The 24,097-nt window shown below is 64.5% G+C and carries 25 protein-coding genes; 21 read left to right on the top strand and 4 right to left on the bottom strand.

Going from position 1 to position 24,097, the window contains the following annotated elements; genetic code table 11:
- Window positions 1-183: 183 nt before the first annotated feature.
- Complete coding sequence (gene erpA / locus YUA_RS0105315; protein WP_027529739.1) at window positions 184-513, bottom strand: iron-sulfur cluster insertion protein ErpA; 330 nt, start codon at window positions 511-513, stop codon at window positions 184-186.
- Between the two features lie 136 nt (window positions 514-649).
- Between erpA and YUA_RS0105310 the strand changes: the two genes are divergently transcribed.
- From YUA_RS0105310 to surE, 12 genes are all read left to right on the top strand, one after another.
- Entirely contained in the window at window positions 650-1,858 is a 1,209-nt protein-coding gene (locus YUA_RS0105310) for a deoxyguanosinetriphosphate triphosphohydrolase (RefSeq protein WP_027529738.1), read from the top strand.
- A gap of 9 nt (window positions 1,859-1,867) precedes the next feature.
- Window positions 1,868-3,658 (top strand): arginine--tRNA ligase, encoded by a 1,791-nt coding sequence (gene argS, locus YUA_RS0105305; protein ID WP_027529737.1) that lies wholly within the window; start codon window positions 1,868-1,870, stop codon window positions 3,656-3,658.
- Between the two features lie 139 nt (window positions 3,659-3,797).
- On the top strand, window positions 3,798-5,357 hold the full coding sequence (locus YUA_RS0105300) for an SPOR domain-containing protein (RefSeq protein ID WP_027529736.1): 1,560 nt from the start codon (window positions 3,798-3,800) through the stop codon (window positions 5,355-5,357).
- Between the two features lie 343 nt (window positions 5,358-5,700).
- Entirely contained in the window at window positions 5,701-5,850 is a 150-nt protein-coding gene (locus YUA_RS52510) for a hypothetical protein (RefSeq protein ID WP_156947061.1), read from the top strand.
- Entirely contained in the window at window positions 5,847-6,686 is an 840-nt protein-coding gene (locus YUA_RS0105290) for a ScpA family protein (protein WP_027529735.1), read from the top strand. The genes YUA_RS52510 and YUA_RS0105290 overlap by 4 nt, the downstream gene beginning before the upstream one ends.
- 21 nt (window positions 6,687-6,707) lie before the next feature.
- A complete protein-coding gene (gene scpB, locus YUA_RS0105285) occupies window positions 6,708-7,460 on the top strand; it encodes an SMC-Scp complex subunit ScpB (RefSeq protein WP_027529734.1) in 753 nt (250 codons plus the stop codon).
- Window positions 7,461-7,628: 168 nt separating this feature from the next.
- A complete protein-coding gene (locus YUA_RS0105280; protein ID WP_027529733.1) occupies window positions 7,629-7,862 on the top strand; it encodes a twin-arginine translocase TatA/TatE family subunit in 234 nt (77 codons plus the stop codon).
- Window positions 7,863-7,950: 88 nt separating this feature from the next.
- The gene (gene tatB / locus YUA_RS0105275; protein WP_027529732.1) at window positions 7,951-8,481 is read left to right on the top strand and encodes a Sec-independent protein translocase protein TatB; all 531 of its coding nucleotides are present in this window, start codon (window positions 7,951-7,953) and stop codon (window positions 8,479-8,481) included.
- Complete coding sequence (tatC, locus tag YUA_RS0105270) at window positions 8,478-9,290, top strand: twin-arginine translocase subunit TatC (protein ID WP_027529731.1); 813 nt, start codon at window positions 8,478-8,480, stop codon at window positions 9,288-9,290. Before tatB ends, tatC begins: the two co-directional genes overlap by 4 nt.
- 197 nt (window positions 9,291-9,487) lie before the next feature.
- A complete protein-coding gene (gene serS, locus YUA_RS0105265) occupies window positions 9,488-10,819 on the top strand; it encodes a serine--tRNA ligase (RefSeq protein ID WP_027529730.1) in 1,332 nt (443 codons plus the stop codon).
- Between the two features lie 94 nt (window positions 10,820-10,913).
- Window positions 10,914-11,276: a hypothetical protein gene (locus YUA_RS0105260; RefSeq protein ID WP_027529729.1), complete on the top strand. Its 363-nt coding sequence runs from the start codon at window positions 10,914-10,916 to the stop codon at window positions 11,274-11,276.
- A gap of 133 nt (window positions 11,277-11,409) precedes the next feature.
- Window positions 11,410-12,177, top strand: coding sequence for a 5'/3'-nucleotidase SurE (surE, locus tag YUA_RS0105255; RefSeq protein ID WP_027529728.1), 768 nt, complete (start codon window positions 11,410-11,412; stop codon window positions 12,175-12,177).
- A gap of 3 nt (window positions 12,178-12,180) precedes the next feature.
- Here the strand turns inward: surE and YUA_RS0105250 are convergent, their stop codons facing one another.
- Complete coding sequence (locus YUA_RS0105250) at window positions 12,181-12,552, bottom strand: response regulator (protein WP_027529727.1); 372 nt, start codon at window positions 12,550-12,552, stop codon at window positions 12,181-12,183.
- Between the two features lie 238 nt (window positions 12,553-12,790).
- On the opposite strand from YUA_RS0105250, the gene YUA_RS0105245 reads away from it, so the two are divergent.
- Complete coding sequence (locus YUA_RS0105245) at window positions 12,791-13,441, top strand: protein-L-isoaspartate(D-aspartate) O-methyltransferase (RefSeq protein ID WP_027529726.1); 651 nt, start codon at window positions 12,791-12,793, stop codon at window positions 13,439-13,441.
- A 109-nt stretch (window positions 13,442-13,550) separates the two neighbouring features.
- The gene (locus YUA_RS0105240) at window positions 13,551-14,939 is read left to right on the top strand and encodes a LysM peptidoglycan-binding domain-containing M23 family metallopeptidase (protein ID WP_027529725.1); all 1,389 of its coding nucleotides are present in this window, start codon (window positions 13,551-13,553) and stop codon (window positions 14,937-14,939) included.
- Between the two features lie 153 nt (window positions 14,940-15,092).
- Here YUA_RS0105240 and YUA_RS0105235 read toward each other — a convergent pair whose 3' ends face one another.
- Window positions 15,093-16,109, bottom strand: coding sequence for an ATP-binding protein (locus YUA_RS0105235; protein WP_027529724.1), 1,017 nt, complete (start codon window positions 16,107-16,109; stop codon window positions 15,093-15,095).
- Window positions 16,110-16,288: 179 nt separating this feature from the next.
- On the opposite strand from YUA_RS0105235, the gene yajC reads away from it, so the two are divergent.
- The 6 genes from yajC (at window position 16,289) to YUA_RS0105205 (ending at window position 21,940) form a co-directional block, all read left to right on the top strand.
- Window positions 16,289-16,657, top strand: coding sequence for a preprotein translocase subunit YajC (gene yajC / locus YUA_RS0105230; protein WP_027529723.1), 369 nt, complete (start codon window positions 16,289-16,291; stop codon window positions 16,655-16,657).
- A gap of 59 nt (window positions 16,658-16,716) precedes the next feature.
- Window positions 16,717-18,315 carry a protein translocase subunit SecD gene (gene secD / locus YUA_RS0105225; protein WP_027529722.1) on the top strand — a complete coding sequence of 533 codons (1,599 nt, stop codon included), beginning with the start codon at window positions 16,717-16,719 and terminating at the stop codon, window positions 18,313-18,315.
- Between the two features lie 10 nt (window positions 18,316-18,325).
- A complete protein-coding gene (secF, locus tag YUA_RS0105220) occupies window positions 18,326-19,345 on the top strand; it encodes a protein translocase subunit SecF (protein ID WP_027529721.1) in 1,020 nt (339 codons plus the stop codon).
- A 61-nt stretch (window positions 19,346-19,406) separates the two neighbouring features.
- Entirely contained in the window at window positions 19,407-19,790 is a 384-nt protein-coding gene (locus YUA_RS0105215; protein WP_027529720.1) for an Mth938-like domain-containing protein, read from the top strand.
- Window positions 19,787-20,650 (top strand): phytoene/squalene synthase family protein, encoded by an 864-nt coding sequence (locus tag YUA_RS0105210; protein ID WP_027529719.1) that lies wholly within the window; start codon window positions 19,787-19,789, stop codon window positions 20,648-20,650. The genes YUA_RS0105215 and YUA_RS0105210 overlap by 4 nt, the downstream gene beginning before the upstream one ends.
- Window positions 20,651-20,695: 45 nt before the next feature.
- Entirely contained in the window at window positions 20,696-21,940 is a 1,245-nt protein-coding gene (locus YUA_RS0105205; RefSeq protein WP_027529718.1) for a threonine ammonia-lyase, read from the top strand.
- Window positions 21,941-21,952: 12 nt separating this feature from the next.
- Here YUA_RS0105205 and YUA_RS0105200 read toward each other — a convergent pair whose 3' ends face one another.
- On the bottom strand, window positions 21,953-23,494 hold the full coding sequence (locus YUA_RS0105200) for a winged helix-turn-helix domain-containing protein (RefSeq protein WP_027529717.1): 1,542 nt from the start codon (window positions 23,492-23,494) through the stop codon (window positions 21,953-21,955).
- Between the two features lie 126 nt (window positions 23,495-23,620).
- Between YUA_RS0105200 and YUA_RS0105195 the strand changes: the two genes are divergently transcribed.
- A complete protein-coding gene (locus tag YUA_RS0105195) occupies window positions 23,621-24,082 on the top strand; it encodes a cupin domain-containing protein (RefSeq protein ID WP_027529716.1) in 462 nt (153 codons plus the stop codon).
- The last annotated feature ends 15 nt before the right edge of the window (window positions 24,083-24,097 follow it).

The following is a 24,097-nucleotide window of genomic DNA, read 5'->3' as shown; positions in this document are numbered from 1 at the left end:
CTTCGGGCTTCAGGTTGTGTCGGACGCGGCGCGCGAGTCTGGCCGAGCTCCCCGTCCTTGGGGGACCTCGCGATGATCATATATTATCCCTGTTTTGCCCGACGCGTCAAATGGGTTTTCGAAAAAGCCGAAGCGCGCCATCGGCTACTGTGCATGGGGTTGTTTTTCAGATTCTGAGTTGGGCTAGATCGAGAAGCTGGTCCCGCAGCCGCAGGACGCCGTCGCGTTTGGATTGTTGACGCGGAACGAGGCGCCGATCAAATCGTCGACAAAGTCCACCTGCGACCCCGCCAGAAACGGTTGGGAAGCGGAATCGACCAGTACCACCGCATTCTCCTGCTCGATGACGAGATCGTCATCGGTGCGGTCGCGGTCGATGTCGAACTTGTACTGGAAGCCGGAGCAGCCGCCGCCCTCGACCGAGATGCGCAGCATCGCGCCTGTGCCTTCGCCCTTGAGGATCTCCCCAATCCGGCGCGCGGCGCGGTCACTGATGGTCACAGCAGTCGTCATTGCTCGTCTCCGATTGGTCCGCGGTCATACCAAATTCACTTGGCAGATTCACTTGGCCAACTCATTTGGTATCCCACGTCCGGCATAGTTAAGTGCAAGGATACGCAGAATCAAATGGATAGGGACTAAATTCGTCGTGTCCGTCGGAATGGCAGCCCCCCGCGCGCCCTATGCCTGCGACCCCGATCGCAGCCGCGGCCGGCTGGTCGCAGAGCCGCCGAGCCGGACCCGGAGCCCGTTCCGGCGGGATTGCGACCGGGTGATCCATTCGACCGCGTTTCGCCGCCTGAAGTACAAGACCCAGGTATTCGTGTTCCATGAGGGTGACCACTACCGCACCCGGCTGACCCACTCGTTGGAGGTGGCGCAGATTGCCCGCGCGCTGGCGCGCCAGCTTGGGCTCGACGAAGATCTCACGGAAACCCTGGCGCTCGCCCATGATCTCGGTCATCCGCCATTCGGCCATGCCGGCGAGCGGGCGCTGGATGCCTGTCTGAAGGATTTTGGCGGCTTCGACCACAATGCCCAGGCGCTCCGCGTCGTCGGCTCGCTGGAGCACCGCTATCCCGAGTTCGACGGGCTGAACCTGACCTGGGAGTCGCTCGAGGGCATCGTCAAGCACAACGGTCCGCTGACCGATCGCAGCGGCGCGCCGGTCGGGCGCTATCGCGAGCATGGCGTCCCCGTCGGCATCGCCGACTATATCAAGACCTACGACCTCGAATTGTGGAGCTTCGCCTCGCTGGAGGCCCAGGTTGCTGCGATCGCCGATGACATCGCCTACGACGCCCACGACATCGACGACGGCCTGCGCGCCGGCCTGTTCCACCTCGACGATCTCAAGGTCATGCCGCTCACCGCAGAGATCATCGCCGAGACCTCGGCGCATTATCCCGATCTCGAAGACGTCAGGCGCGGGGCTGAGCTGGTGCGCGAGCTGATCTCGCATCTGATCGGAGCGGTGTTCGCGGAAGCCCAGAAGAACATTGCTGCTGTCAGGCCGCAATCGGCCCAGGACGTGCGCCAGCAGAGCCGGGCGCTGATCGCGTTCCCCGCCGGGGTTGCCGAGGAAGAGGCCGCCATCAAGCAATTTCTCTATGGGCACATGTACCGCCACAAGCGGGTGATGCGGGTGATGGCGGAGGCGGAACAGATCCTGTTCGATTTGTTCGCAAAGTACCTGACGTCGCCGGCCGACCTGCCGCCGGAATGGCTGGTCGGGGCGGAGGCGGACGACGAGGGCGACCGGGCGCGCCGGATCGGCAATTTCATTGCCGGAATGACCGACCGTTTCGCCCTGACCGAGCATCAGCGGCTCTTTGACTCGACCCCGGATTTGCGTTAGGCGGCGGCCATGCCCGACACATCCTCAGCATCGCATTTGTTCGCCGACGTGCTCGCACGCGTGCACGCCGCCTGCCGCGCGCTCGCGGCGGAAGCCAACTGGCCCGAGGGTATCGATTTCTCGCGCGTGGTGGTCGAACCGCCGCGTGACGCCTCCCATGGCGACATGGCGACTAACGCCGCCATGGTGCTTGCGAAAGAGGCAAAGGCAAAGCCCCGCGACCTCGCCGAGCAGATCGCCGAGCGGCTCCGCGCCGACGCGCTGATCGCCAAGGTCGACGTTGCCGGTCCCGGCTTCATCAACCTGACGCTCGAGCCCGCCGCCTGGGCGGAGGCGCTGCGGACGGTGCTGCGCGAGGGCGCCGATTACGGCCGCGTCCGCGGCGGCTCCAAGGTCAACGTCGAATTCGTCTCGGCCAATCCGACCGGACCGATGCATGTCGGCCATTGCCGTGGCGCAGTCTTCGGCGACGCGCTGGCGAGCCTGCTTCAGTTCGGCGGCCACGACGTCACCCGCGAATATTACATCAACGACGCCGGCGCGCAGGTCGACGTGCTCGCGCGTTCAGCCTTCCTGCGGTACCGCGAGGCGCTCGGCGAGGACATCGGTGCGATCCCTGAAGGCCTCTATCCCGGCGACTACCTGAAGCCGGTGGGTGCAGCGCTCGCGAAGGAGCATGGCGACAAGCTGCTCGCCATGAGCGAGGCGCAATGGCTGCCGACGGTGCGGGCCAAGGCGATCGCGATGATGATGGACGAGATCAAGGACGATCTTGCCGCCCTCAACATCCGTCACGACGTGTTCTTCTCGGAGCGCTCGCTGATCGAGACCAGCAACAACAAGGTTGCCGAGACCATCGATTTCCTGAAGGCCAAGGGCGACATCTATGAAGGTCGCCTGCCGCCGCCGAAGGGCGCGCCGGTCGAGGACTGGGAAGACCGCGAGCAGCTGCTGTTCAAGGCGACCGCCTACGGCGACGATGTCGATCGACCGCTGATCAAGTCGGATAATTCCTACACCTACTTCGCCTCCGACATCGCCTACCACAAGAACAAGTTCGACCGTGGCTTTGCGGAGATGATCGACGTCTGGGGCGCCGATCACGGCGGCTACATCAAGCGCATGCAGGCGGCAGTTAAGGCGACCACCTCCGGCAAGGGGGCGCTCGACGTCAAGATCGTCCAGCTTGTGAAGTTGCTACGCAACGGCGAGCCGGTGAAAATGTCCAAGCGGAGCGGGGACTTCGTCACCTTGCGTGAGGTGGTGGATGAAGTCGGCCAGGACGCCGTCCGCTTCATGATGCTTTACCGCAAGAACGACGCGGTGCTCGACTTCGACCTCGCCAAGGTCATGGAGCAATCGCGCGACAACCCGGTGTTTTACGTTCAATACGGCCACGCCCGCGGCCATTCGATTTTCCGCAACGCGCGGACCGAAGTGTTCCCGGAACTGCCGGAGGATTCGGGCAAGCGGATCGCCTGGCTCAGTGAGTCGGCCGTGGAACGGCTGTCCGACCCGGTGGAACTCGATCTTCTCAAGCGCCTCGCAATTTATCCGCGCACGCTGGAAGCTGCCGCAGCAGCGCACGAGCCGCACCGTATTGCCTTTTATCTCTATGACTTAGCGAGCGAATTTCACGCACTTTGGACAAAGGGGCGCGATTTGCCCTATTTACGCTTCATTATCAATAATGATGCAGATCTAACGAAGGCGCGGCTGGCCATGGTCCAGGGCGTCGTCTCCGTCCTGGCATCGGGCCTCGCCATCCTCGGCGTCCATGCTCCGGACGAGATGCGGTAGTTTGGGGCGAACTACTTAAGGGAAATTTGGGGTAACCGGCAGAAGCCGGATCGCTTAGATTTGGTTGAAAGCCTTGTGGGTCGAAAGCCGTGCCTTGGTCGAGGGGCGCGCGGCTTTCCCGAAGGGACGCATCATCACGATGGCCGATCGAAATTACGACAGACCTCTTCCTTCCGACGACTATGGTCGCGGCGCTGACCAGCATGGGAAGGCGGAAAACGATCCTTTGGCCGAGCTCGCCCGTCTGATCGGACAGACCGATCCGTTCGCAGCGCAGGGCCGCCCGGGCGCGCGGCCGGCAGCAGCGCCAGCGCCTGCGCAAACCTATCAGGACGACGATTATTCGCAGGACGACTATCAGCAGGACTACGCCGAGCAGTCCGCTGCGCCGCAGCCGGGTCCGCCCTCATGGATGCGGCGCGCCAACGTGCAACCGCAGCCGGCGCCCGAGCCTGACTACCCCGTCGCCGTGAATCCCGTTCATCCGTTGCACCGCTATTCGGCCCAGCCGGCTGCGCCGGAGCCTGAGTTTCATCAGCCGCAGGCCTATCAGGACCGCGCCCATCAGGATCAGGCTTACCAGCATCAGGCCTACCATCAGGAGCAGGCCCTGGACCAAGCCTACGAGGCGCCGTACGAGCAGCCCGATCCGGCGCGCTACGATGATGCACTCTACGGGCGGCTCGAGTCGGGCGAGCAAGATTTTCAGCGTGAGCCGGCCTATCCGGACGACCCTTACGCGTTCCAGAGCGACTATCCCGAGGCCGAACTCGACGAGCCCAGGAAGTCGCGCGGCGGCATGATGACCGTTGCTGCGATCCTCGCGCTGGCCGTGGTCGGAACTGGCGCTGCCTTTGCCTACAAGACCTATATCGGATCGCCCCGCAGTGGCGAGCCGCCGATCATCAAGGCCGACAACACGCCGACCAAGATCGTGCCGGCGCCCTCGGATTCGTCGGCCAAGGTGCCCGACCGCATGGTGAGCGGCGACGGCAGCGAGAAGATCGTGCCGCGCGAGGAAGCGCCCGTCGACGTCAACGCCAAGGCGGCTGGTCCGCGCGTGGTGTTTCCGCCGCTGAACCAGAATGCGAACCCGCCGCCGGTTGCGAGCGTGTCGCCGTCCGCCATTCCGCCGTCGAATGCCGGTCCGACCCCGAGCAACGGGACGATGCCGAACAGCGCGCCACGCTCGATCAAGACCGTGGCTGTCAAGGGCGACCAGACCGACAGCGCCGTGCCACAGGCCGCCGCACAGTCAGCGGCCAAGCCGGCCGCGCCGCCGAAGCCGGTCGCCGCACCGGCCGCGCCGCGCACGCCGCCGACCTCGGCCAATGCCAGTGCCAACCAGCCGCTCTCGCTGGCGCCGCAGGCCGCGCCGGCCGAACCGCCGCAGCGTATGGCCGCGACCAATCCGACCCAAATTGCACCTGCGCCCAGTGGCGGCGGTTACGTCGTGCAGGTCTCCTCGCAGCAGAGCGAGGATAGCGCCGCCGCGTCCTACCGGGTGCTGCAGAGCAAATATGGCAGCGTGCTCGGCGGCCGCTCGCCAGTTATCAAGCGCGTCGATCTGACCGATAAGGGCAAAGGTATCGTCTACCGCGCCTTCGCCGGACCGTATGGCTCGGCCGACGAGGCGGTGCAGGCCTGCAACAATCTGAAGTCGGCTGGCCTGCCGTCCTGCTTCGTCCAGAGGAATTAGCGGCCGTTTCCTTGACCCCCTCCCGGGGCAAGGTTAATCGGCCCTATGAGCACGCGGGCCTTCAATACCGGCGTATCCGGAACGGAACTGACCGCCGCTGAGCGGGCATTTGTCCGTGCCGGACGCCTATGCGGCGTCATTCGCCTCAGTCATAGCCTCGAGAGTTCGACCCAAGCCACAGTTCCGGCTAGGGAATTGGCTCTACCGTGCCTGACTGCCGCCTATCTTGCTGATCTCAGCATTCCCGTGGATGGCGCTGCCGACCCCGCCCATCTAGTGACGACTTCTGCAACAATGATCGCTCAGGTGATTCGCTGCGCGAGTCGAGTTCCAGGGTTTGTTAATGAGTGATGACACGTCGACGAGAAATGCGCTGGCGGGAGGCGTCACCGAGCGAATTTGCGCCATGTTCGCGGCCGGCTGCGACGCGACGCTTCACAGCAATGACAATGCGGAACTGGACGCATTGACCGTAACCACGGCATCCGCATGACCGCAGAAATCCTATCGTTTGAAACCGGGCGGCCCGCAGAGCTGGCCGAGGGCGAGCCGGCGTTGGTGGTCGACGTCGAGGGCTATGAAGGCCCGCTCGATCTCCTGCTCGCGCTGGCGCGGCAGCAGAAGGTCGATCTCGCCAAGATCTCGATCCTGGCGCTGGCCGACCAGTACCTTCACTTCATCGAAGCTGCGCGAAAGATCCGGCTCGAGCTTGCCGCCGACTATCTCGTGATGGCGGCGTGGCTGGCCTTCCTGAAGTCGCGCCTGCTGCTGCCGGAGCCGCCGAGCGCGGAGGGGCCCAGCGCCGAGGAAATGGCAACTGCGCTCGCCAACCGTCTGCGCCGCCTGGAAGCCATTCGCGAAGCCGCCAACCGGCTGATGAACAGGCCGCAGCTACAGCGGGACATCTTCCCGCGCGGCGAGCCCGAGCAGATCGCCGAGATCCGGCATCCGAAATACACGGCGACGCTGTACGACCTGCTCACGGCCTATGCCTCACAGCGCCAGTCGCGCGTGCTGGCGAGCGTGCATCTGGCCAAGCGCACCGTGTGGTCGCTCGCCGAGGCGCGCGCCACGCTGGAGCGGCTCGTCGGCAGTATCAGCGAACAGGACGATTGGGGTGTTCTCGATGATTTCCTGGTCCGTCACGTCGCCGATCCGACACAGCGCGCGACGGTGTTCGCCTCCAGCTTCGCCGCCGCGCTCGAGCTCGTGCGTGAAGGTCAGCTCGAGCTGAACCAGAAAGAGGCGTTTGCGCCCATCTATTTCCGGAAGGGGCGCCCGAAACCGGTCGTGGACGCAGCTCCTGCGCCCGACGCGCCGGTCGGTTAAGTGCAAGAAGGAGAAGCTGCCATGGCAAGCCTGGCTGAAGTGCGGGTAGAAGAGGCCGAGCCGATGGAGAACGAGTCCCAGGCACGTCCCGAAGAATTGCGGCTGCTGGAAGCGCTGCTGTTTGCTTCGAATGAACCGCTGGATACGGCGACGCTGGCCAAGCGCATGCCCGAGAGGGTCGACGTCAAGGCTGCGCTCGAGCAGCTTCAGGCCGACTACGCCTTGCGCGGCGTGAACCTCGTGCGGGTGGCCAACAAATGGACCTTCCGCACTGCCGGCGATCTTGCCTGGCTGATGACGCGCGAGAGCACCGAGACCCGCCGCCTGTCGCGTGCGGCCATCGAAGTGCTGGCGATCATCGCCTATCACCAGCCGGTGACGCGGGCCGAGATCGAGGAGATCCGCGGCGTGGTCACCTCGAAGGGCACGCTCGACGTGCTGCTGGAGACCGGCTGGATCAAGCCGCGCGGCCGTCGCAAGACGCCCGGCCGTCCGCTGACCTTTGGAACCACCGAGGATTTCCTGTCGCAGTTCACCCTGGAACAGCTCGGCGATCTGCCGGGGCTGGAGGAGCTGAAGGGCACGGGCCTGCTGGATTCGCGGCTGCCGACCGGATTCAGTGTACCGACGCCGTCGGATGACCCGCAGCTCCGCGAGGACGAGGATCCCTTGGAACCCGGTGAGGACCTCGATCTGGCGCTGGCGCCGGCGGTCGAGCCCGAAACACCGCCGGAAGGCGGCAATGAGGGCGGCGAGGGCGGAAGCGAGGAGTGATCCTTCGGCCCTTTGGCGGGCCTCCTGCGACGAGTTAACACTAGCAAGATTGCGTAGTGCCAACAGCGAATTGGCGCTGCCATGGTCCTTGTTTTTGAGGCCTGCGAAGCCTACGTTCCGGTCAAGATCGGCCGGGGTCCCGGCCATGCGCGTTTGGAGGGTTGCAGGATGGGTTCACTTAGCATTTGGCACTGGATCTTGGTGATCGCAGTGGTCCTGCTGCTGTTCGGCCGCGGCAAGATTTCGGATCTGATGGGCGACGTGGCGCAGGGCATCAAGGCCTTCAAGAAGGGCATGCAGGACGACGACAAGCCCGCCGAGAAGCAGGAGCCCTCGAAATCCATCGAGCACAATGCCGCGCCGACTGCGGCACGGTCCGACGTCGGCAGCAAGGCCGTCTGAGCCAGGAGCACGCGAGACGCGGGAAACGGCCCCGATCCTGCGCGTGAGGGATCGGGCCGGTCGTGGCTTCGCGTGAACGGAAGACGTCATGTTCGACATCGGGTGGAGTGAACTGGTTCTGATCGGGGTCGTGGCCCTGGTCGCCATTGGCCCGAAAGAGCTGCCGGGCGTGCTGCGCATGGTCGGCCAATGGATGGGCAAGGCCCGCAAGATGGCCGCCGAATTCCAGGGCCAGTTCCAGGAAGCCATGCGCGAGGCCGAAATGGCCGACCTCAAGAAGAGCTTTGACGAGGTCAAGGAAGCCGCCTCCGGCTTCACCGGCGGCGGTCTGATGACCTCGCTGCAGAAGGACGTCAGCGGCGCGCTTCGCGTCGATGCGCTCGATAAGCCGGCTGAGACGCCCGCGACGACTGCTGTTGAACCGCCAGCGACTCCGACGACACCGGAGGCCCCGACGCCTGAAACCTTCGCGGAGGCGGAAGCACATTCCGCCGTGAACGAGCCGCTCGCCATCACCCGCGAGGTCGAGCAGGCGCAGGTCACGCAGGACGCCGTTACCCAGGACGCCATTACTCAAGACACCGCGCCCGAAGCGATCAAGGACGCCAAAGCGTCATGAGCGACGCCGATATCGAGGCCAGCAAAGCCCCGCTGATGGACCATTTGATCGAGCTGCGGTCGCGGCTGATCAAGGCGCTGCTCGGATTCGGAGTGGCCTTCATCTTCTGCTTCTTCTTCGCCAAGCAGATCTACAACGTGCTGGTCTGGCCGTTCGTGTGGGTCGCTGGCGCCGACAATTCGAAATTCATCTACACGGCGCTGCTGGAATATTTCATCACCCAGCTCAAGCTCGCGCTGTTCGGTGCTGGATTCATCTCGTTCCCGATCGTCGCGACGCAGATCTACAAGTTCGTCGCGCCCGGCCTCTATAAGCACGAGAAGCAGGCCTTCCTGCCATATCTGGTCGCAACCCCGTTCTTCTTCGTGCTCGGCGCGGCGCTGGTCTATTTCGTCGTGCTGCCGATGCTGGTGCGCTTCTCGCTCGGCATGCAGCAGGCCGGCAGTGACGAGACGGCGCAGATTCAGCTCCTGCCCAAGGTCGGCGAATATTTGTCGCTGATGATGTCGTTGATCTTCGCCTTCGGCATCGCCTTCCAGCTTCCGGTGATCCTGACACTGCTCGGGCGGATCGGCATCGTCACTTCGAAGATGCTGCGCGAGAAACGGCGTTACTTCATCGTGGTCGCCTTCATCATCGCAGCCGTGCTGACGCCACCTGACGTGCTCAGTCAGTGCTCGCTCGCGATTCCCTTGCTGGCGCTCTACGAGGGCTCGATCATCGCCGTCTCGATGGTGGAGAAGAAGGCGGCAGCCTCGCAGGCGAACACCGGCACCGACGTGTCGACGCCGGCCAATCCGGCAGAGTAGGGCGGCCAAATCCACCGGCGTCATTCCCCGCGAAAGCGGGGAATCCAGTACGCCGCGGCATATCGAGGAATCACCGTCGTCTCTGGAATACTGGATCGCCCGCTTTCGCGGACGATGACAGCCATGCTAGGAGACGCACCAATGTGAACCGTTGACATACAACGTTTACCGTTTGCGCGCTTCCCAGGACCATAGCCATGCACGACATCAAATCGATCCGCGACAATCCGCAAGCCTTCGACGCCGGTCTCGCCCGGCGGGGACTGAAGCCGTTGTCGGCGTCGCTGCTCGCGATCGACGAGAGGCGGCGGGCGTCGATCCTGGCCTCGGAGCAGGCACAGGCGCGGCGTAATGCTGCGTCCAAGGAAATTGGCGACGCCAAGAAAGCCAAGGACGAGGCGCGCGCGGCCAAGCTGATGGCCGAGGTCGCCGAGCTCAAGACCACGATGCCGGAGCTCGAGGCCGCCGCGAAAGCGGCCGACGAAGAGCTGACCAAGGAGCTGTCCGCGATCCCGAACATTCCGTTCGACGAAGTGCCCGATGGCGTCGATGAGCACGGCAACGTCCAGCACCACGTGTTCGGTGCCAGGCGCAACTACGGTTTTGCGCCGAAGCTGCACGACGATCTCGGCACCGCGCTCGGCTACATGGATTTCGAGGCGGCGGCAAAACTCTCCGGCGCGCGCTTCGTTGTCCTGAAGAAGGGGCTTGCGCGCCTTGAGCGGGCGATCGGCCAGTTCATGCTCGACCTGCATACGAATGAGCACGGCTACACCGAGATCAACCCGCCCCTCTTGGTGCGCAACGAGGTGATGTTCGGCACCGGCCAGTTGCCGAAATTCGAGGACGACCAGTTCTGGGCCATCAAGGGTGAGCTGCTCACTGCGCCCGATCATGAGCGGCTGAAGACCGAGCGCCTCGGCTTGATCCCGACGGCGGAAGTCTCGCTCACCAACCTCGTGCGCGAGTCCATTCTCGACGAGAAGCAGCTGCCGATGCGGCTGACCGCGCTGACGCCGTGCTTCCGCGCCGAGGCAGGTGCTGCGGGGCGCGACACCCGCGGCATGATCCGCCAGCACCAGTTCACCAAGGTCGAGCTGGTCTCGATCACGACGCCGGAAGTGAGCAAGGACGAGCTGGAGCGGATGCTGTCCTGCGCCGAGCAGGTGCTGCAGAAGCTCGACCTGCATTATCGCGTCATGACGCTCTGTGCAGGGGATATGGGTTTTTCGTCGCAGAAAACCTATGACATCGAAGTGTGGATGCCCGGGCAGGGCGACGGCGGCATGTTCCGCGAGATCTCGAGCTGCTCGGTCTGCGGCGACTTCCAGGCGCGGCGCATGGATGCGCGCTCGCGCGGGCCCGACGGCAAGCCGCGCTTCGTGCACACGCTGAACGGCTCCGGTACCGCAGTCGGCCGCGCGCTGATCGCGGTGATGGAGACCTATCAGCAGGAGGACGGCTCGATTGCCGTTCCGAACGTGCTCCAGCCCTATTTGGGTGGGCTGAAAGTGGTCGCGCGCGAGTAAGGCGCGTTGCTTCCCAAAAACGCAGAAACGTTTGGTTGCGAAGATCGGGCGGCCGGTTATCCTGCCGTCCACCGTCAACGCGAACCGACCGTTTATGGCCTTGCACCGCGACATCTTCTGGGTCGGCCGACAATGGGCGGTGACCGGTGCCGGCATCCAGGCCGTCGATCAGCGCTTGCGTGGCGTGCTGGACATCGACATCGCGCGGCTCTGGGACGACACCCATGTGCAAAGCCGGCGAGACAAGCCGGGTGTCAATATCGAGGATTTTGACAAAGCGGTGACGGTCGCGCGCGAGCGCTTTCCAGAGACACCCGTGTCGGCCCCGTTCGTTGCGCAGCTGAAGGCGCTCGGTGTGATTGAGACAGCGGTCGTCAGCCCAGTCGTGCCCGCGATGCAGTTGCGCGCGGAGGGCAAGCTCGCGCGCTTCCTGCCGCAATGGCGCGTCCGCCGCTAAAGCGAGTGGGATCAATTGCTGCGCTGCGGCAATGAACAGGGATTACGGGTGAGGTCTGCTCTGATGCCGGTTTGCCTGATCGGTCCCAGCCGGATAAGACGGCCTGACCTCACTCCAGGAATCGACAACCGGCATGCGCATTCTCTGCACCAATGACGACGGCATCCACGCTCCCGGCCTCAAGGTCGTGGAGGAGATCGCACGCGCGCTGTCCGACGACGTCTGGGTGGTCGCGCCCGAGCTCGACCAGTCAGGCGTATCGCATTCGCTGTCGCTGAACGACCCGCTGCGCCTGCGCGAAGTCGGACCGCGGCACTTTGCGGTGCGCGGCACGCCGACCGACTGCGTCATCATGGGCGCGCGCCATATCCTCGGCGCAGAGCTCCCCGATGTCGTGCTCTCCGGCGTCAACAAGGGCCGCAACGTTGCCGAGGACGTTGTCTACTCCGGCACTATCGCCGGCGCGCTCGAAGGCACCATCCTGGGCATCCCGTCATTCGCGCTGTCGCAGGAATTCAGCGTCGAGACGCGCGAGCGGCCGCCGTGGGACACCGCGCGCAAATTCGGGCCCGACATCTTGCGCAAGGTGATCAAGGCCGGCATCCCGAAGGATACCGTCATCAACGTCAACTTCCCGTCCTGCGCGCCGGAGGACGTGCTCGGCATTCGCGTGACGCGCCAGGGCAAGCGTAATCTCGGCTTCCTCAGGATCGATGAGCGCAGGGATGGCCGCAACAATCCCTATTTCTGGATCGGTTTCGAACGTGCCGCGATGATGGACACTCCCGCAGAGGGCACTGACCTCGCGGCGCTGCGCGAGCGCTACGTCTCGGTCACGCCGCTGCGGCTCGACCGCACCAATGAAGCATTTTCCGAAGAGCTGAGCGCGACGCTAAAGTAGCAGCTAGCCGCCGCGAAGGGCGGCTTCGATGGTCTTGCCGAGCGCGTCGAGCTGAAACGGCTTCTGCAGCGCCGGCCGGTCCCGATATTGCTCGGGCAGGCCCGATGAGCCGTAGCCGGTCGCGAAGATGAAGGGGCAGCCCTTGGCTTTGATGACATCGGCGACCGGCGAGATGACCTTGCCGTTGACGTTGACGTCGAGGATGGCGATGTCGAACTCGATCGCCTGGGCGAGCCGCAGGGCCTCGGTGATATCGCCCGCTTCGGCCGCGACCTTGTAACCGAGCTCTTCGAGCATATCCGCGACCATCATCCTGATCATCACCTCGTCTTCGACGAGGAATACAGAGCGGCCCGAAGGCCCCGTCGCGGTCATTGTCGTTGAGTCCTTGCCCATTCCCGAAAACGTTCGCAGATAACACGAATCGACGCAATGCGCGTTTCGGCCAACTGCCACCTGAAAATGGCCGTGACGGCTCCTCTGTTGCAAGCCGATTTGTGGTCAAATGCTGCGCTGGAAGGTTATCATGGGTTCCTAAGCAGGAACAAGATTCTGGCTCTGGGCATCTGCGCAAAGCCATCGACCGCGACCCCACGAGACGACATAAGCAGCGATGACCTCCAATCAGTACCCGCCGGAAAAGATGATGTTTCAGCTCACGCTGAGGCGTCGCGGCATCAGCGATCAGACCGTGCTGCGGGCCATGGAGGAGGTGCCGCGCGAGCTGTTCGTCGAGGCCTGTGATCGCGACGGCGCCTATCGTGACAGCGCGCTGCCGATCGCCTGCGGACAGACCATCAGCCAGCCTTTCGTCGTCGCCTACATGACCGAGCAGCTTCAGCTCCAGAAGAGCCACCGCGTGCTCGAGATCGGCGCCGGCTCCGGCTATCAGGCCGCCGTGCTGTCGCGGCTGACGCGCGAGGTGCTGACGGTCGAGCGCTACCGCAGGCTTGCTGATGCCGCACGCGCCAGGCTCGAAAAGCTCGACTATCACAATGTCGAGGTGATGCTTGGCGACGGCCTCAATCTGCCGCCGAACATCGGCATGTTCGACCGCATCATCGTCACCGCCGCGGTGGAGCAGATTCCGGAGAATTTGATCGAGCGGCTCGAGGTCGGCGGCATCCTGATCGCGCCGGTTGGCCCGCATCAGGGCGTGCAGACGCTGATCCGTCTCAGCCGGACCGAAGCCGGGATCGACCGCAAGGAACTCGTCGAGGTCCGTTTCGTGCCCGCGCTGCCCGGCGTGGCGCGGGAGCTGTAGAACTCCGGATTGGCTGCACATCCAACATCTTATTGGGAGGGTTAAGCCGTTATTTACTCGGTGCGTGTTTACTTAAAAGACCAGTTCTGTTGCGTACGAGTGAGTAACCATGTCTGTTGTCGCCGAGTTGCTTTACTCGCGCCGCGTACCGCAGGTCGCGGTGCTGGCGCTGATTTCCTTCAGCTTCGCAGGGTGCAGTGCCGACATGCAGTCGCGGCTGTCCCAGTCGAACTTCTCCAATCCCTTCTCTGAATCGACCGGTTCGGTCCAGCAGGCCCCGCCGCCGCAGCGAGAGCTGCCGCAATATGCGCGGCCGCAGACCCAGCCCGGTTATTATCAGTCCCAGTCCTTGCCGCCGGCGGTCACCGCACCGCAATCCTATCCGGTTGCAGCGGGTGGGGGCGTCTCCGGAGGCGGTCGCGGCCTCGGCTCCTACACGCCGCCGGCCCAGCCGCGGCTTGAAGCTACCGGCACCGTGCCGCAGCGCTCGGTCGTGGCCACCCAGCCGGCTGGCGGGACCAAGATTATCGTCGGCACCAGCGACACGCTCGACGTGCTCGCGAAGCGCTATCACGTGACGCCGCAGGCGATCATGGCCGCTAACGGTTACAAGGGGCCGCGCGCGCTCTCGCCCGGCCAGCAGCTGATCATTCCGCATCCCGGTGCAACGGCCGCCGCTCCCGCACCGGTCATGGCTCCAGTTGCTGCGGCTCCCGTCATGGCGCCGAAGCCAGTTGCCGCGGTGGCCGCGCCGTCCAGCTCCCACTTCGTCAATCACGGCGACACGCTCGCCAGCATCGCGCGCAAGAACCATATCTCCGCGGCGGAGCTCGCCCGCGCCAATGGTCTCGCGCCTTCGGCCAAGCTCAAGCTCGGCACCAAGCTGACCGTGCCTGGCGCCAGGACCGCGGCGGTCGCCGCGCCGCTTGCTCCGGCGCCGGTCGCGGCGGCTCCCGTGACGGCGGCGCTGCAGCCGGTCGCGGCCGCTCCGGCACCCGCCACCAAGATGGCTGCAATCGCTACCCCGGCGCAGAGCGCGCGCCTGGCCCAGGCCACCACCAATATCGAAGAGAAGGCCACCGAGACGCCGGCGAAAGCAGCGGAGACCACCAGTTCGCTGCCGACCTTCCGCTGGCCGGTGCGCGGCAAGGTGATCACGAGCTACGGCGCCAAGACCAACGGCAAGTCCAATGACGGCATCAATGTCGCGGTGCCCGAGGGGACGCCGGTCAAGGCGGCTGAAGACGGCGTCGTCGCCTATTCCGGCAACGAATTGAAAGGTTACGGCAATCTGGTCCTGGTTCGGCACTCCAACGGCTACGTCACCGCATATGCCCATGCGAGTGAGCTGTTGGTGAAGCGCGGCGATCCTATCAAGCGCGGTCAGGTCATTGCCAAGTCGGGTCAATCCGGGGAGGTGGCGTCGCCGCAGCTCCACTTCGAGATCCGCAAGGGATCGAGCCCGGTTGACCCGCTTCAATTCCTGAACGGGGCGTGAGAGCCACTTAGCTTCCACAACCACGGTGTCGTCGCCCGGCTCGACCGGGCGCCCAGTACGCCGCGGCCTCTCGATCGACCACAATCGTCTCTGGAATACTGGATTGCCCGCTTTCGCGGGCAATGACGGTTGTGAGCTGAGTTGCAGCTCTCGCTACTTCGCCGTCAGCTTCACGCCGAGCCGTCCCGCCAGCTCCTGCACGAACTGCCAGGCGACGCGGCCCGAGCGCGAGCCGCGCGTGGTCGACCATTCCAGTGCCTCGCGCTCCAGCGTCTCGTCGTCGAGCTTGATGCCGAAATGGCTGCAATAGCCGCCCACCATGGCGAGATATTCGTCCTGGCTGCAGCGGTGAAAGCCGAGCCAGAGGCCGAAGCGATCCGACAGCGAGACTTTTTCCTCGACCGCTTCGCCGGGATTGATCGCGGTCGAGCGCTCGTTCTCGATCATCTCGCGCGCGAGCAGATGGCGGCGGTTGGAGGTGGCGTAGAGGATGACATTCTCGGGCCGGCCCTCGATGCCGCCTTCGAGCACAGCCTTGAGCGATTTGTAGGACGCATCATTGCCGTCGAAGGAGAGGTCGTCGCAGAACACGATGAAGCGGAAGGACGAGGCGCGCAGCTGCTCCATCAGCGCCGGCAGGCTCTCGATGTCCTCGCGATGGATCTCGATCAGCTTGAGCTTGTCGGCGGGTTTGCGGTCGGCATTGATGCTGGCATGCGCCGCCTTCACCAGCGACGACTTGCCCATGCCGCGCGCGCCCCAGAGCAGGGCGTTGTTGGCGGGCAGGCCGTTGGCGAAGCGCTCGGTGTTCTCCATCAGGATGTCGCGCATCCGGTCAACGCCCTTGAGCAGGAACAGTTCGACGCGGCTGACCTGCGGCACCGCAGCAAGGCGGCCGTCGGGGTGCCAGACATAGGCGTCCGCCTGTTTGAACGACTCGCGTTCGGCGGCCGGCTTGCCCTGGGCGGCAAGGTGCGCCGCAATAGTCTCGAGCGCGCGGACGATGCGCTCCTGGGAAGGGTCCGAGGCGACCTTGGGTGTGGCCTTGGTTGTGGCCTTGGAGGCTGCCTTTGAGACCGCCTTGGGGCGTTTTGCCGCGACCTCGGCGGGCTTCGTGGCAGGGGTACGGGGGCCTTTGCCGGCCGGGCTTTTGCTTGGTTTTTGGGGCATGTCCGAAGTTCCTGAGAATGCAGCCTTATCGGGCCTGACGGCCGGCCGCAAGATGACCAAATCGACAGTCTGGCAGCGTTGCAATTGGGGCAATGGCCGCTATAGTCCGCGCGAATTTGACCGAACCGGTCGCCGTAAGGGCCTGACCGGCTTCCCCCGTTTCCACGAGGATCGTCCGAATGTTCATTACTCCTGCGTATGCCCAGGCTGCGGGCGCCGGTGACACCAACAGCATGTTGATGTCGCTGCTGCCGTTCGCCCTGATCTTCGTGATCATGTACTTCCTGATTTTGCGTCCGCAGCAGAAGAAGGTGAAGGACCACGCCGAGCTCGTGAAGAACATCCGCCGCGGCGACACCGTCGTGACCTCGGGTGGCCTGGTCGGCAAGGTGACCAAAGTGGTCGATGACGACCAGATCGAGTTCGAGATTTCCGACGGTGTGCGCGTGCGCCAGATGCGGTCGATGATCTCCGGCGTGCGCGCCAAGGGCGAGCCGGCCAAGGACAGCGCGAAGGAAAGCGCCAAGGACGACGCCACGGCGAAGTGAGCGCGTCCGCGAGTCTTTATAAGTTTCCTGCAAATCTCCTGATCTGACAGGTCCAGTCGATGTTGTATTTCACGCGGTGGAGGGCGCTCGGGATTATCCTGACGGCGCTGATCGTGTGCCTTTGCGCGGTCCCGAACTTCTTCCCCGAAGCGCAGGTCAAGACCTGGCCCGCCTGGGCACAGCGCCGGCTCGTGCTCGGCCTCGATCTTCAGGGCGGTTCCTATCTGCTGCTCGAGGTCGATGCCAACTACGTCAAGAAGGAAAAGCTCGACCAGGTCCGCGACGATGTCCGCCGCTCGCTGCGCGAGGCCAAGATCGGCTACACCGGCCTCGTGACACGCGGCGACACCGTCGAGGTCCGGGTCAAGGACACCGATCTCCAGGCCGCGCTGACCAAGCTGCGTGATCTGTCGCAGCCGATTGGCGGCCTGCTCGGGTCGAGCAGCCAGCGCGACCTCGACGTCTCCGATGCCGGCGGCGGATTGATCCGCCTGGCGCTGTCGCAGCCCGCCATGGTCGAGCGCATGCGCAAGACCATCGAGCAGTCGATCCAGATCGTCGAGCGCCGCGTCAACGAGCTCGGCACTGTCGAGCCGGTGATCCAGCGCCAGGGCACTGACCGCATCCTGGTACAGGTCCCCGGCCTTCAGGATCCGACGCATCTGAAGGAGCTGCTCGGCAAGACCGCGAAGATGGAATTCCGCATGGTCGACACTTCGGTGCCACCGGACCAGGCGCAGAAGGGCGGACTGCCGCCGGACTCCGAGCTATTGATGAGCCAGAGCTCGCCGAAGGTGCCCTACGTCGTCAAGAAGCAGGTGCTGGTGTCGGGTGGCGAGCTCACCGATGCGCAGACCGGGTTTGACCAGCGCACCAACGAGCCGATCGTCTCGTTCCGCTTCAACTCCACCGGCGCCCGCAAATTCGCGCAGGCCACGCAGGAGAACGTGGGTCTGCCGTTCGCGATCGTGCTCGACAACGAGGTGATCTCGGCACCGGTGATCCGCGAGCCGATCACGGGCGGGCAGGGGCAGATCTCGGGCAATTTCACCGTCCAGTCCGCCAACGATCTGGCCGTGCTGCTGCGCGCCGGCGCGCTGCCGGCGCCGCTCACGGTGGTCGAAGAGCGCACCGTCGGTCCGGGCCTCGGCCAGGATTCGATCGAGAGGGGCGAGCTTGCGGCCTATGTCGGCTCGATCATGGTCATCGTGTTCATGCTGCTGACCTACCGGCTGTTCGGCGTGTTCGCCAACATCGCGGTGGCGATTAACGTCGCGATGATCTTCGGCCTGTTGTCGCTGCTGAACGCCACGCTGACGCTGCCCGGCATCGCCGGCATCGTGCTCACCGTCGGCATCGCGGTCGATAGCAACGTGCTGATCTACGAGCGCATTCGCGAGGAGCTGCGCGGCGGCCGCAATGCGATCTCGGCGATCGACGCCGGTTTCAAGCGGGCGCTCGCGACCATCCTTGATTCCAACATCACCACCTTCATTGCCGCTGCGGTGCTGTTCTATATCGGTACTGGTCCGGTGCGCGGCTTCGCAGTGACGCTCGGCATCGGCATCATCACCACGGTGTTCACCGCCTTCACGCTGACCCGGCTGATCGTGGCCGGGTGGGTGCGGTGGAAGCGGCCGCAGAGCGTGCCGATCTAGGAGCCTGACCGTGACACACATTGTTCTCATCGGGCTCGGCATCCTCATTGCTGTCCTCACCGTCGTCTCGGTGTTCGGCCTGCTGCCGTCGCTGCGCATCGTCCCTGATGATACGCATTTCGACTTCACGCGCTTCCGTCGCATCAGCTTCCCGATCTCGGCGGCGCTGTCGATCGTCGCCATCACGCTGTTCTTCAGCCACGGCCTGAATTTCGGCATCGACTTCCGCGGCGGCACGCTGCTGGAGGTGCGGGCCAAGTCCGGCACCGCCGACATCGCGGCGATGCGCACGACACTGGATGGCCTGCGCCTGGGCGAAGTCCAGATCCAGCAAATCGGCGGTCCCGCGGACGTCCTGATCCGTGTTGCGGAGCAGCCGGGTGGCGACGCCGCACAGCAGGAAGCCGTGCAAAAAGTCCGCACGGCGCTCGGCGATTCCTTCGAATATCGCCGCGTCGAAGTGGTCGGCCCGCGCGTCTCCGGCGAGTTGCTGGCTTTCGGCATGCTTGGCCTGATGCTCGCGATCGTCTCGATCCTGATCTATCTCTGGTTCCGGTTCGAATGGCAGTTCGCGCTCGGCGCCATGATCGCCAACGTGCACGACATCGTGCTGACCATCGGCTTCATGTCGATCAGCCAGGTCGATTTCGACCTGACCAGCATCGCCGCGCTTCTGACCATTTTGGGCTATTCGCTCAACGACACCGTCGTCATCTATGACCGCATCCGTGAAATGCTGCGGCGCTACAAGAAGATGCCGATGCCGCAGCTGCTCAACGAGTCCATCAACTCGACGCTGTCACGCTCGATCATCACCCACTTCACCGTGACCCTGGCGCTGCTGGCGCTGCTGCTGTTCGGTGGTCACGCCATCCACAGCTTCACGGCCGTCATGATGTTCGGCGTGGTGCTGGTCGGCACCTACACCTCGATCTTCATCGCAGCGCCGATCCTGATCTATCTCGGCGTCGGCGAGCATCGCGAGGATGCGAGGGAAGAGGCTCCGCCGGCGAAGAAAAATAAGGCATGATCCGAACCGCAGGCCCCTCGCATGAGTTTGCGAGGGCAGATAGCTCATTCGGACGAAGCTCATGGCCGGCGATCCCAACGCTCCCCATTTCCCGCGCTCGGCGCCGATAGAGGCCTACGGCAAGGGCGGCTTTGCCTTCGCCGGCATGTCGCATAGGGGCTCGCTGCTGTGCCTGCCTGACGCGATCTGGGCCTGGGACGTGACCGATCCCACCAGGATCGACCGCTATTCGCTGGATCGGGTTTTCGCGGCCGCCAACAGCATCGACACGCTTCTGGTTGGGACCGGAACCGGGGTCTGGTTGCCGCCGCTGGAGCTGCGCCAGGCGCTGAAGGCGGTGAGGGTGGTGCTGGACACGATGCAGACGGGCCCCGCTGTGCGCACCTATAACATCATGATCGGCGAACGGCGCCGCGTCGCGGCTGCGCTGATCGCCGTGCCATGAGCAGCGTTGCGACGCCGCCCGACACCGTGACATTCTGCGCCGATCTGGTGCGCAGCCACGACTTTCCGCGCTATGCCGCGACGCTGTTCGTGCCCGCTGCCGAGCGTCGGGCGCTGCTGGCGCTCTACGCCTTCAATGTCGAGATCGTCCGGGTCCGCGACCAGGTGAGCCAGCCCTTGCCCGGCGAGATCCGCTTTCAATGGTGGACCGATCTGTTCTCGGGCCTTGTTCACGGCAGCGCCGAGGGCAATCCGGTGGCGGCCGAGCTGCTGCGCGCGATCCGCGATTTTGACCTGCCGGTCGAGCCGTTGTCGCTGCTCGTCGACGAGCATCAGTTCGATCTCTACAACGATCCGATGCCGACCATGACGGCGCTTGAAGGCTATCTGGCGGCGACCTCTTCGGTCTTGTTCGCGCTCGCGGCGCGGATCATGGGTGAAGCTTCGGATGCGAGCGAGCACCTCGCGCGGCACGCCGGGTTGGCGCAGGGCATCGCGCAGGTGATTGCGAACCTGCCGCGGGACTCGTCCCATCGGCAATTGTTCCTGCCGCAGCAATTCCTGACCAGCCATGGCTGCGGCATCGAGGATGTGTTCGCCGGCAAACAGACGCCCAGTCTGAATGCCGTGCTGGATCAGCTCATGGGCGAAGCCCGACATCATCTGGCGACGGCCTCGTCGCTGCTGGCGCAGCTGCCGCCGTCGGCGCGGGCTGCGTTCCTGCCGCTGAGCCAGGCACGGGCCGATCTCGATCGCCTGTCGCGGCCGAGGCGCAATCCCTTCGCGCCGCAGCCGGCGTCGCGGCTGCGCACGCTGTGGACGCTGTGGCGGGCTTCACGATCCCGGGAATTTACCAAATAGCGGTTGGCTTATCGCCCGGGCCGGCCAAATGCTCTATGCTGTCCCATGGCTGAATTGTCCCCAACCGTATCCCCCGATCTGAGCGGCTTTCCGGTCGCGCTTGGCGACATTCAAACGGCTGCCGAGACGATCCGCGGCGCTGTCGTCGAGACGCCCTGTAGCTATAGCCGCACTTTGAGCAGCATCTGTGGCTGCGACCTCTGGCTCAAATTCGAAAACCTCCAGTTCACGTCCTCGTTCAAGGAACGTGGTGCGCTGAACCGGCTCACGGCGCTGACGCCGGAAGAGCGTGCGCGCGGCGTGGTCGCCATGTCGGCGGGAAACCACGCGCAGGGCGTGGCCTATCACGCCAAGCGCCTCGGCATTCCCGCCACCATCGTCATGCCCGTGGGCACACCGATGGTGAAGGTCGAGAACACCAGGCATCATGGCGCCGAAGTGGTCATCACTGGCGCGACGCTGGAGGAGGCGGCTGCGTTTGCGCGAAGCCACGGCGAAGCCCGCGGCATGATCTTCATCCATCCCTATGACGATCCGCTGGTCATTGCGGGGCAGGGCACCGTCGGGCTGGAGATGCTCAACGCGGTGCCGGATCTCGATACGCTGGTCGTCCCGATCGGCGGCGGTGGGCTGATCAGTGGCATCGCCATTGCGGCGAAATCGCTGAAGCCGTCATTGCGGGTCGTGGGCGTCGAGGCCTGGCTCTATCCCTCGATGTACAACGCCATCCATGGCGGCAATCTGCCGGCGCGCGGCGATACGCTCGCCGAAGGCATCGCGGTCAAATCGCCGGGCAAGATCACCACGGAGATCGTGCGCTATCTGGTCGACGACATTGCGCTGGTCAACGAAGCCGAGCTCGAGCGCGCGGTCGCAACCCTGATCTCGATCGAGAAGACGGTCGTCGAGGGCGCCGGCGCCGCAGGCCTCGCGGCGATCATGTCCGATCCCTCGCGCTTCGCTGGCGAGAAGGTCGGGCTGGTGCTGAGCGGCGGCAACATCGACACAAGGCTGATCGCCTCGGTGCTGACGCGCGAGCTCGCGCGCGAGGGGCGGTTGACTCAGCTCTCGCTCGATATTCCTGACAGGCCGGGCCAGTTGGCTGCGGTCGCCGCGCTGCTCGCGGAAGCCGGCGCCAACATCATCGAGGTCTCGCACCAGCGGACCTTCTCGGATTTGCCGGCCAAGGCGACATTGCTTCAGCTCGTCATCGAGACCCGCGACAGCGCGCATCTCGACGAGGTCATGGCGAAGCTCAGCGCCTCCGGACTGAGCGCGCGCTGCACCTGAGCGGGTGTAAGCTTACTCCGGCAGCCCCGCGCTGCGAAGCGCCTCGCCAAGCGACGCTGCCAGCGCCGGAGCGCAATTGACGCCCTGGAACTGACGGCCGTAGCGGAAGGTCGGGTGTAACTCCAGCACTCGGGCCGCGGTCGTTCTCGCCTCCTGCAATCGGCCTAGCTTTGCGAGCGCTGCGGCCAGTTGCACGTGGGTAATGCTGTGGCGGGGATTGGCCTGAACGGCGCGGTAAGCGGCGCGACAAGCCTCCTCGTACCGGCCGCGGTGGAAATGCCCGATCGCCTGCGCATCGAAGGCGGCGAAGGTCCAGGAGTCGAACGGGCTGAGCCGCATGCCGCGCTCGCTCCATTCGATGGCGCGGTCGGCATCGCCGCCCCAGCCGAGCATGACGCTGCCGAGGATGTAGGTCAGCGCCGACGACGGGCTGATCGCAAGCGCAGCGTCGAGGGCGGTGAAGGCGGCGGAGCGATCGTGTCCATCCATGCCAATGGAAAAGCCTGCCAGCGTGAGGGCAATCGCATCATCCTGCCCGTGGGCAATGGCCGAACGTGCGTGTCGGATCGAGTCTGCCCGGCTGGCCTCCCGCAAGCCAGCGCGAAGGAACAGGCAATGATGGCACATCGCAGCATTGCCGTGCGCCAGTGCATAGGAGGGCTCGAGCGCGATCGCACGTTCGAGCAATACCAGCGCCTGCGTCACCTGCTCCGGCATGCCGGAATCAACATCCGACTGGGCACGCAGGACGAGGTCATAGGCATCGAGGCTATCGGGTCGCTTACGTTTGACCCTGTTGATTTCGGCGCGGCGCAGGCTTGGTGCGATGGCGCCGACGACCGACATGGCAATGTCGTCCTGAAGCGCGAAAATATCTGCGGACTGGCGGTCGTAGCGCTCGGCCCATACATGCATGCCGGTCGACGCGTCGATCAGCTGCCCCGTAATGCGCGCATTGCCGCCGGTCCTCCGGATGCTGCCTTCCAGCACGTAGCGCACACCGAGCTCGCGGCCGACCTGTTTCATGTCGACCGCTCGGCCCTTGTACGTGAATGTGGAATTTCGCGCGATCACGAACAGCCAGTTGATGCGGGACAGGCCGGTGATGATGTCATCGACCATTCCGTCGGCAAAATAGTCCTGCTCTGCATCGGCGCCCAGGTTCGCAAAGGGCAACACCGCGATTGATGGTCTGTCGGGCAACGTCAGCGATGGCGCGGATAACCGGTCCGTGTCGGATGCCGTGACCGCCGGACCGACATAGCGATAGCCGCGTCGTGGCAGTGTCTCGATCCATTGTGCCTCTGCGGAGGCGTCCGCCAGCGTGCGCCGGACAGCCGCAATCTGGACAGTGAGGTTACTGTCTTCAATCGCCTGGGCGGGCCATGCCGCCTCGATCAGGGCATCCTTGGATACCGGCATGCCGGCGCGCTGCACCAGCAGGCCCAGCAGCAGCACTGCGCGCCGGCCGAGCGGGGTCGGCTCGGCCCCGCGGAAAAGAATCCCTGCATCGGCGTCGAGGCGGAAGGGACCAAATTCAAGGATCGCGGCCATCGCCAAAGAAGGCACATTTCGCAGGTTTTTTGCAATGTTTTCCGCACTCCTTCGCTACTCCCGGGGGCAGGCGGACCATGATGGTGCCGTTGCCGCGCAATGCAGCGACCAGTCATGGAGGATCACATGAACGCAAAGCCGCTCATCCGCAGACCCGGCGAAACCAAGGGGGTGATGCTGCGCGGCCAGCCGATGGCCTTTCTGGTGACGGGGGAGGACACCCGGCACACCAGCATGTTCGATTGGACGATTCCGGCCGGGTTCGCTACGGGCCGGCACGTTCATCGTGTGCAGGAAGAGACCTTCTACATGCTTGAAGGCGAATGCGAGTGGCACGTCGGCGAAGAGGTTGTCCGGGCCACGCCGGGGACCTACCTCTTCATTCCTCCGGGCGTTCCCCACAACATCACCAATGTCAGCGACAAGCCCGCCCGCGTGCTCATGACGGTTTCTCCGCCGGGGCACGAGCGTTATTTCGAGGAGTTGGCCAAGTTGACCGCCAGCGGACCGCCGGATGCGAAAGCCATCAGCGAGTTGCGCGCCCGCTTCGACACCGACCAGTTGTCGGCATTGACGACAAGAGCCTAGGTCCACGCCGTGGGT

Origin of the sequence: Bradyrhizobium sp. WSM3983, assembly GCF_000473045.1 — a bacterium.
In the GTDB taxonomy this organism is placed as follows: Bacteria; Pseudomonadota; Alphaproteobacteria; order Rhizobiales; family Xanthobacteraceae; genus Bradyrhizobium.
Note: the sequence above shows the minus strand (reverse complement) of the source record. Positions and strands in the feature narration are given on the sequence as shown.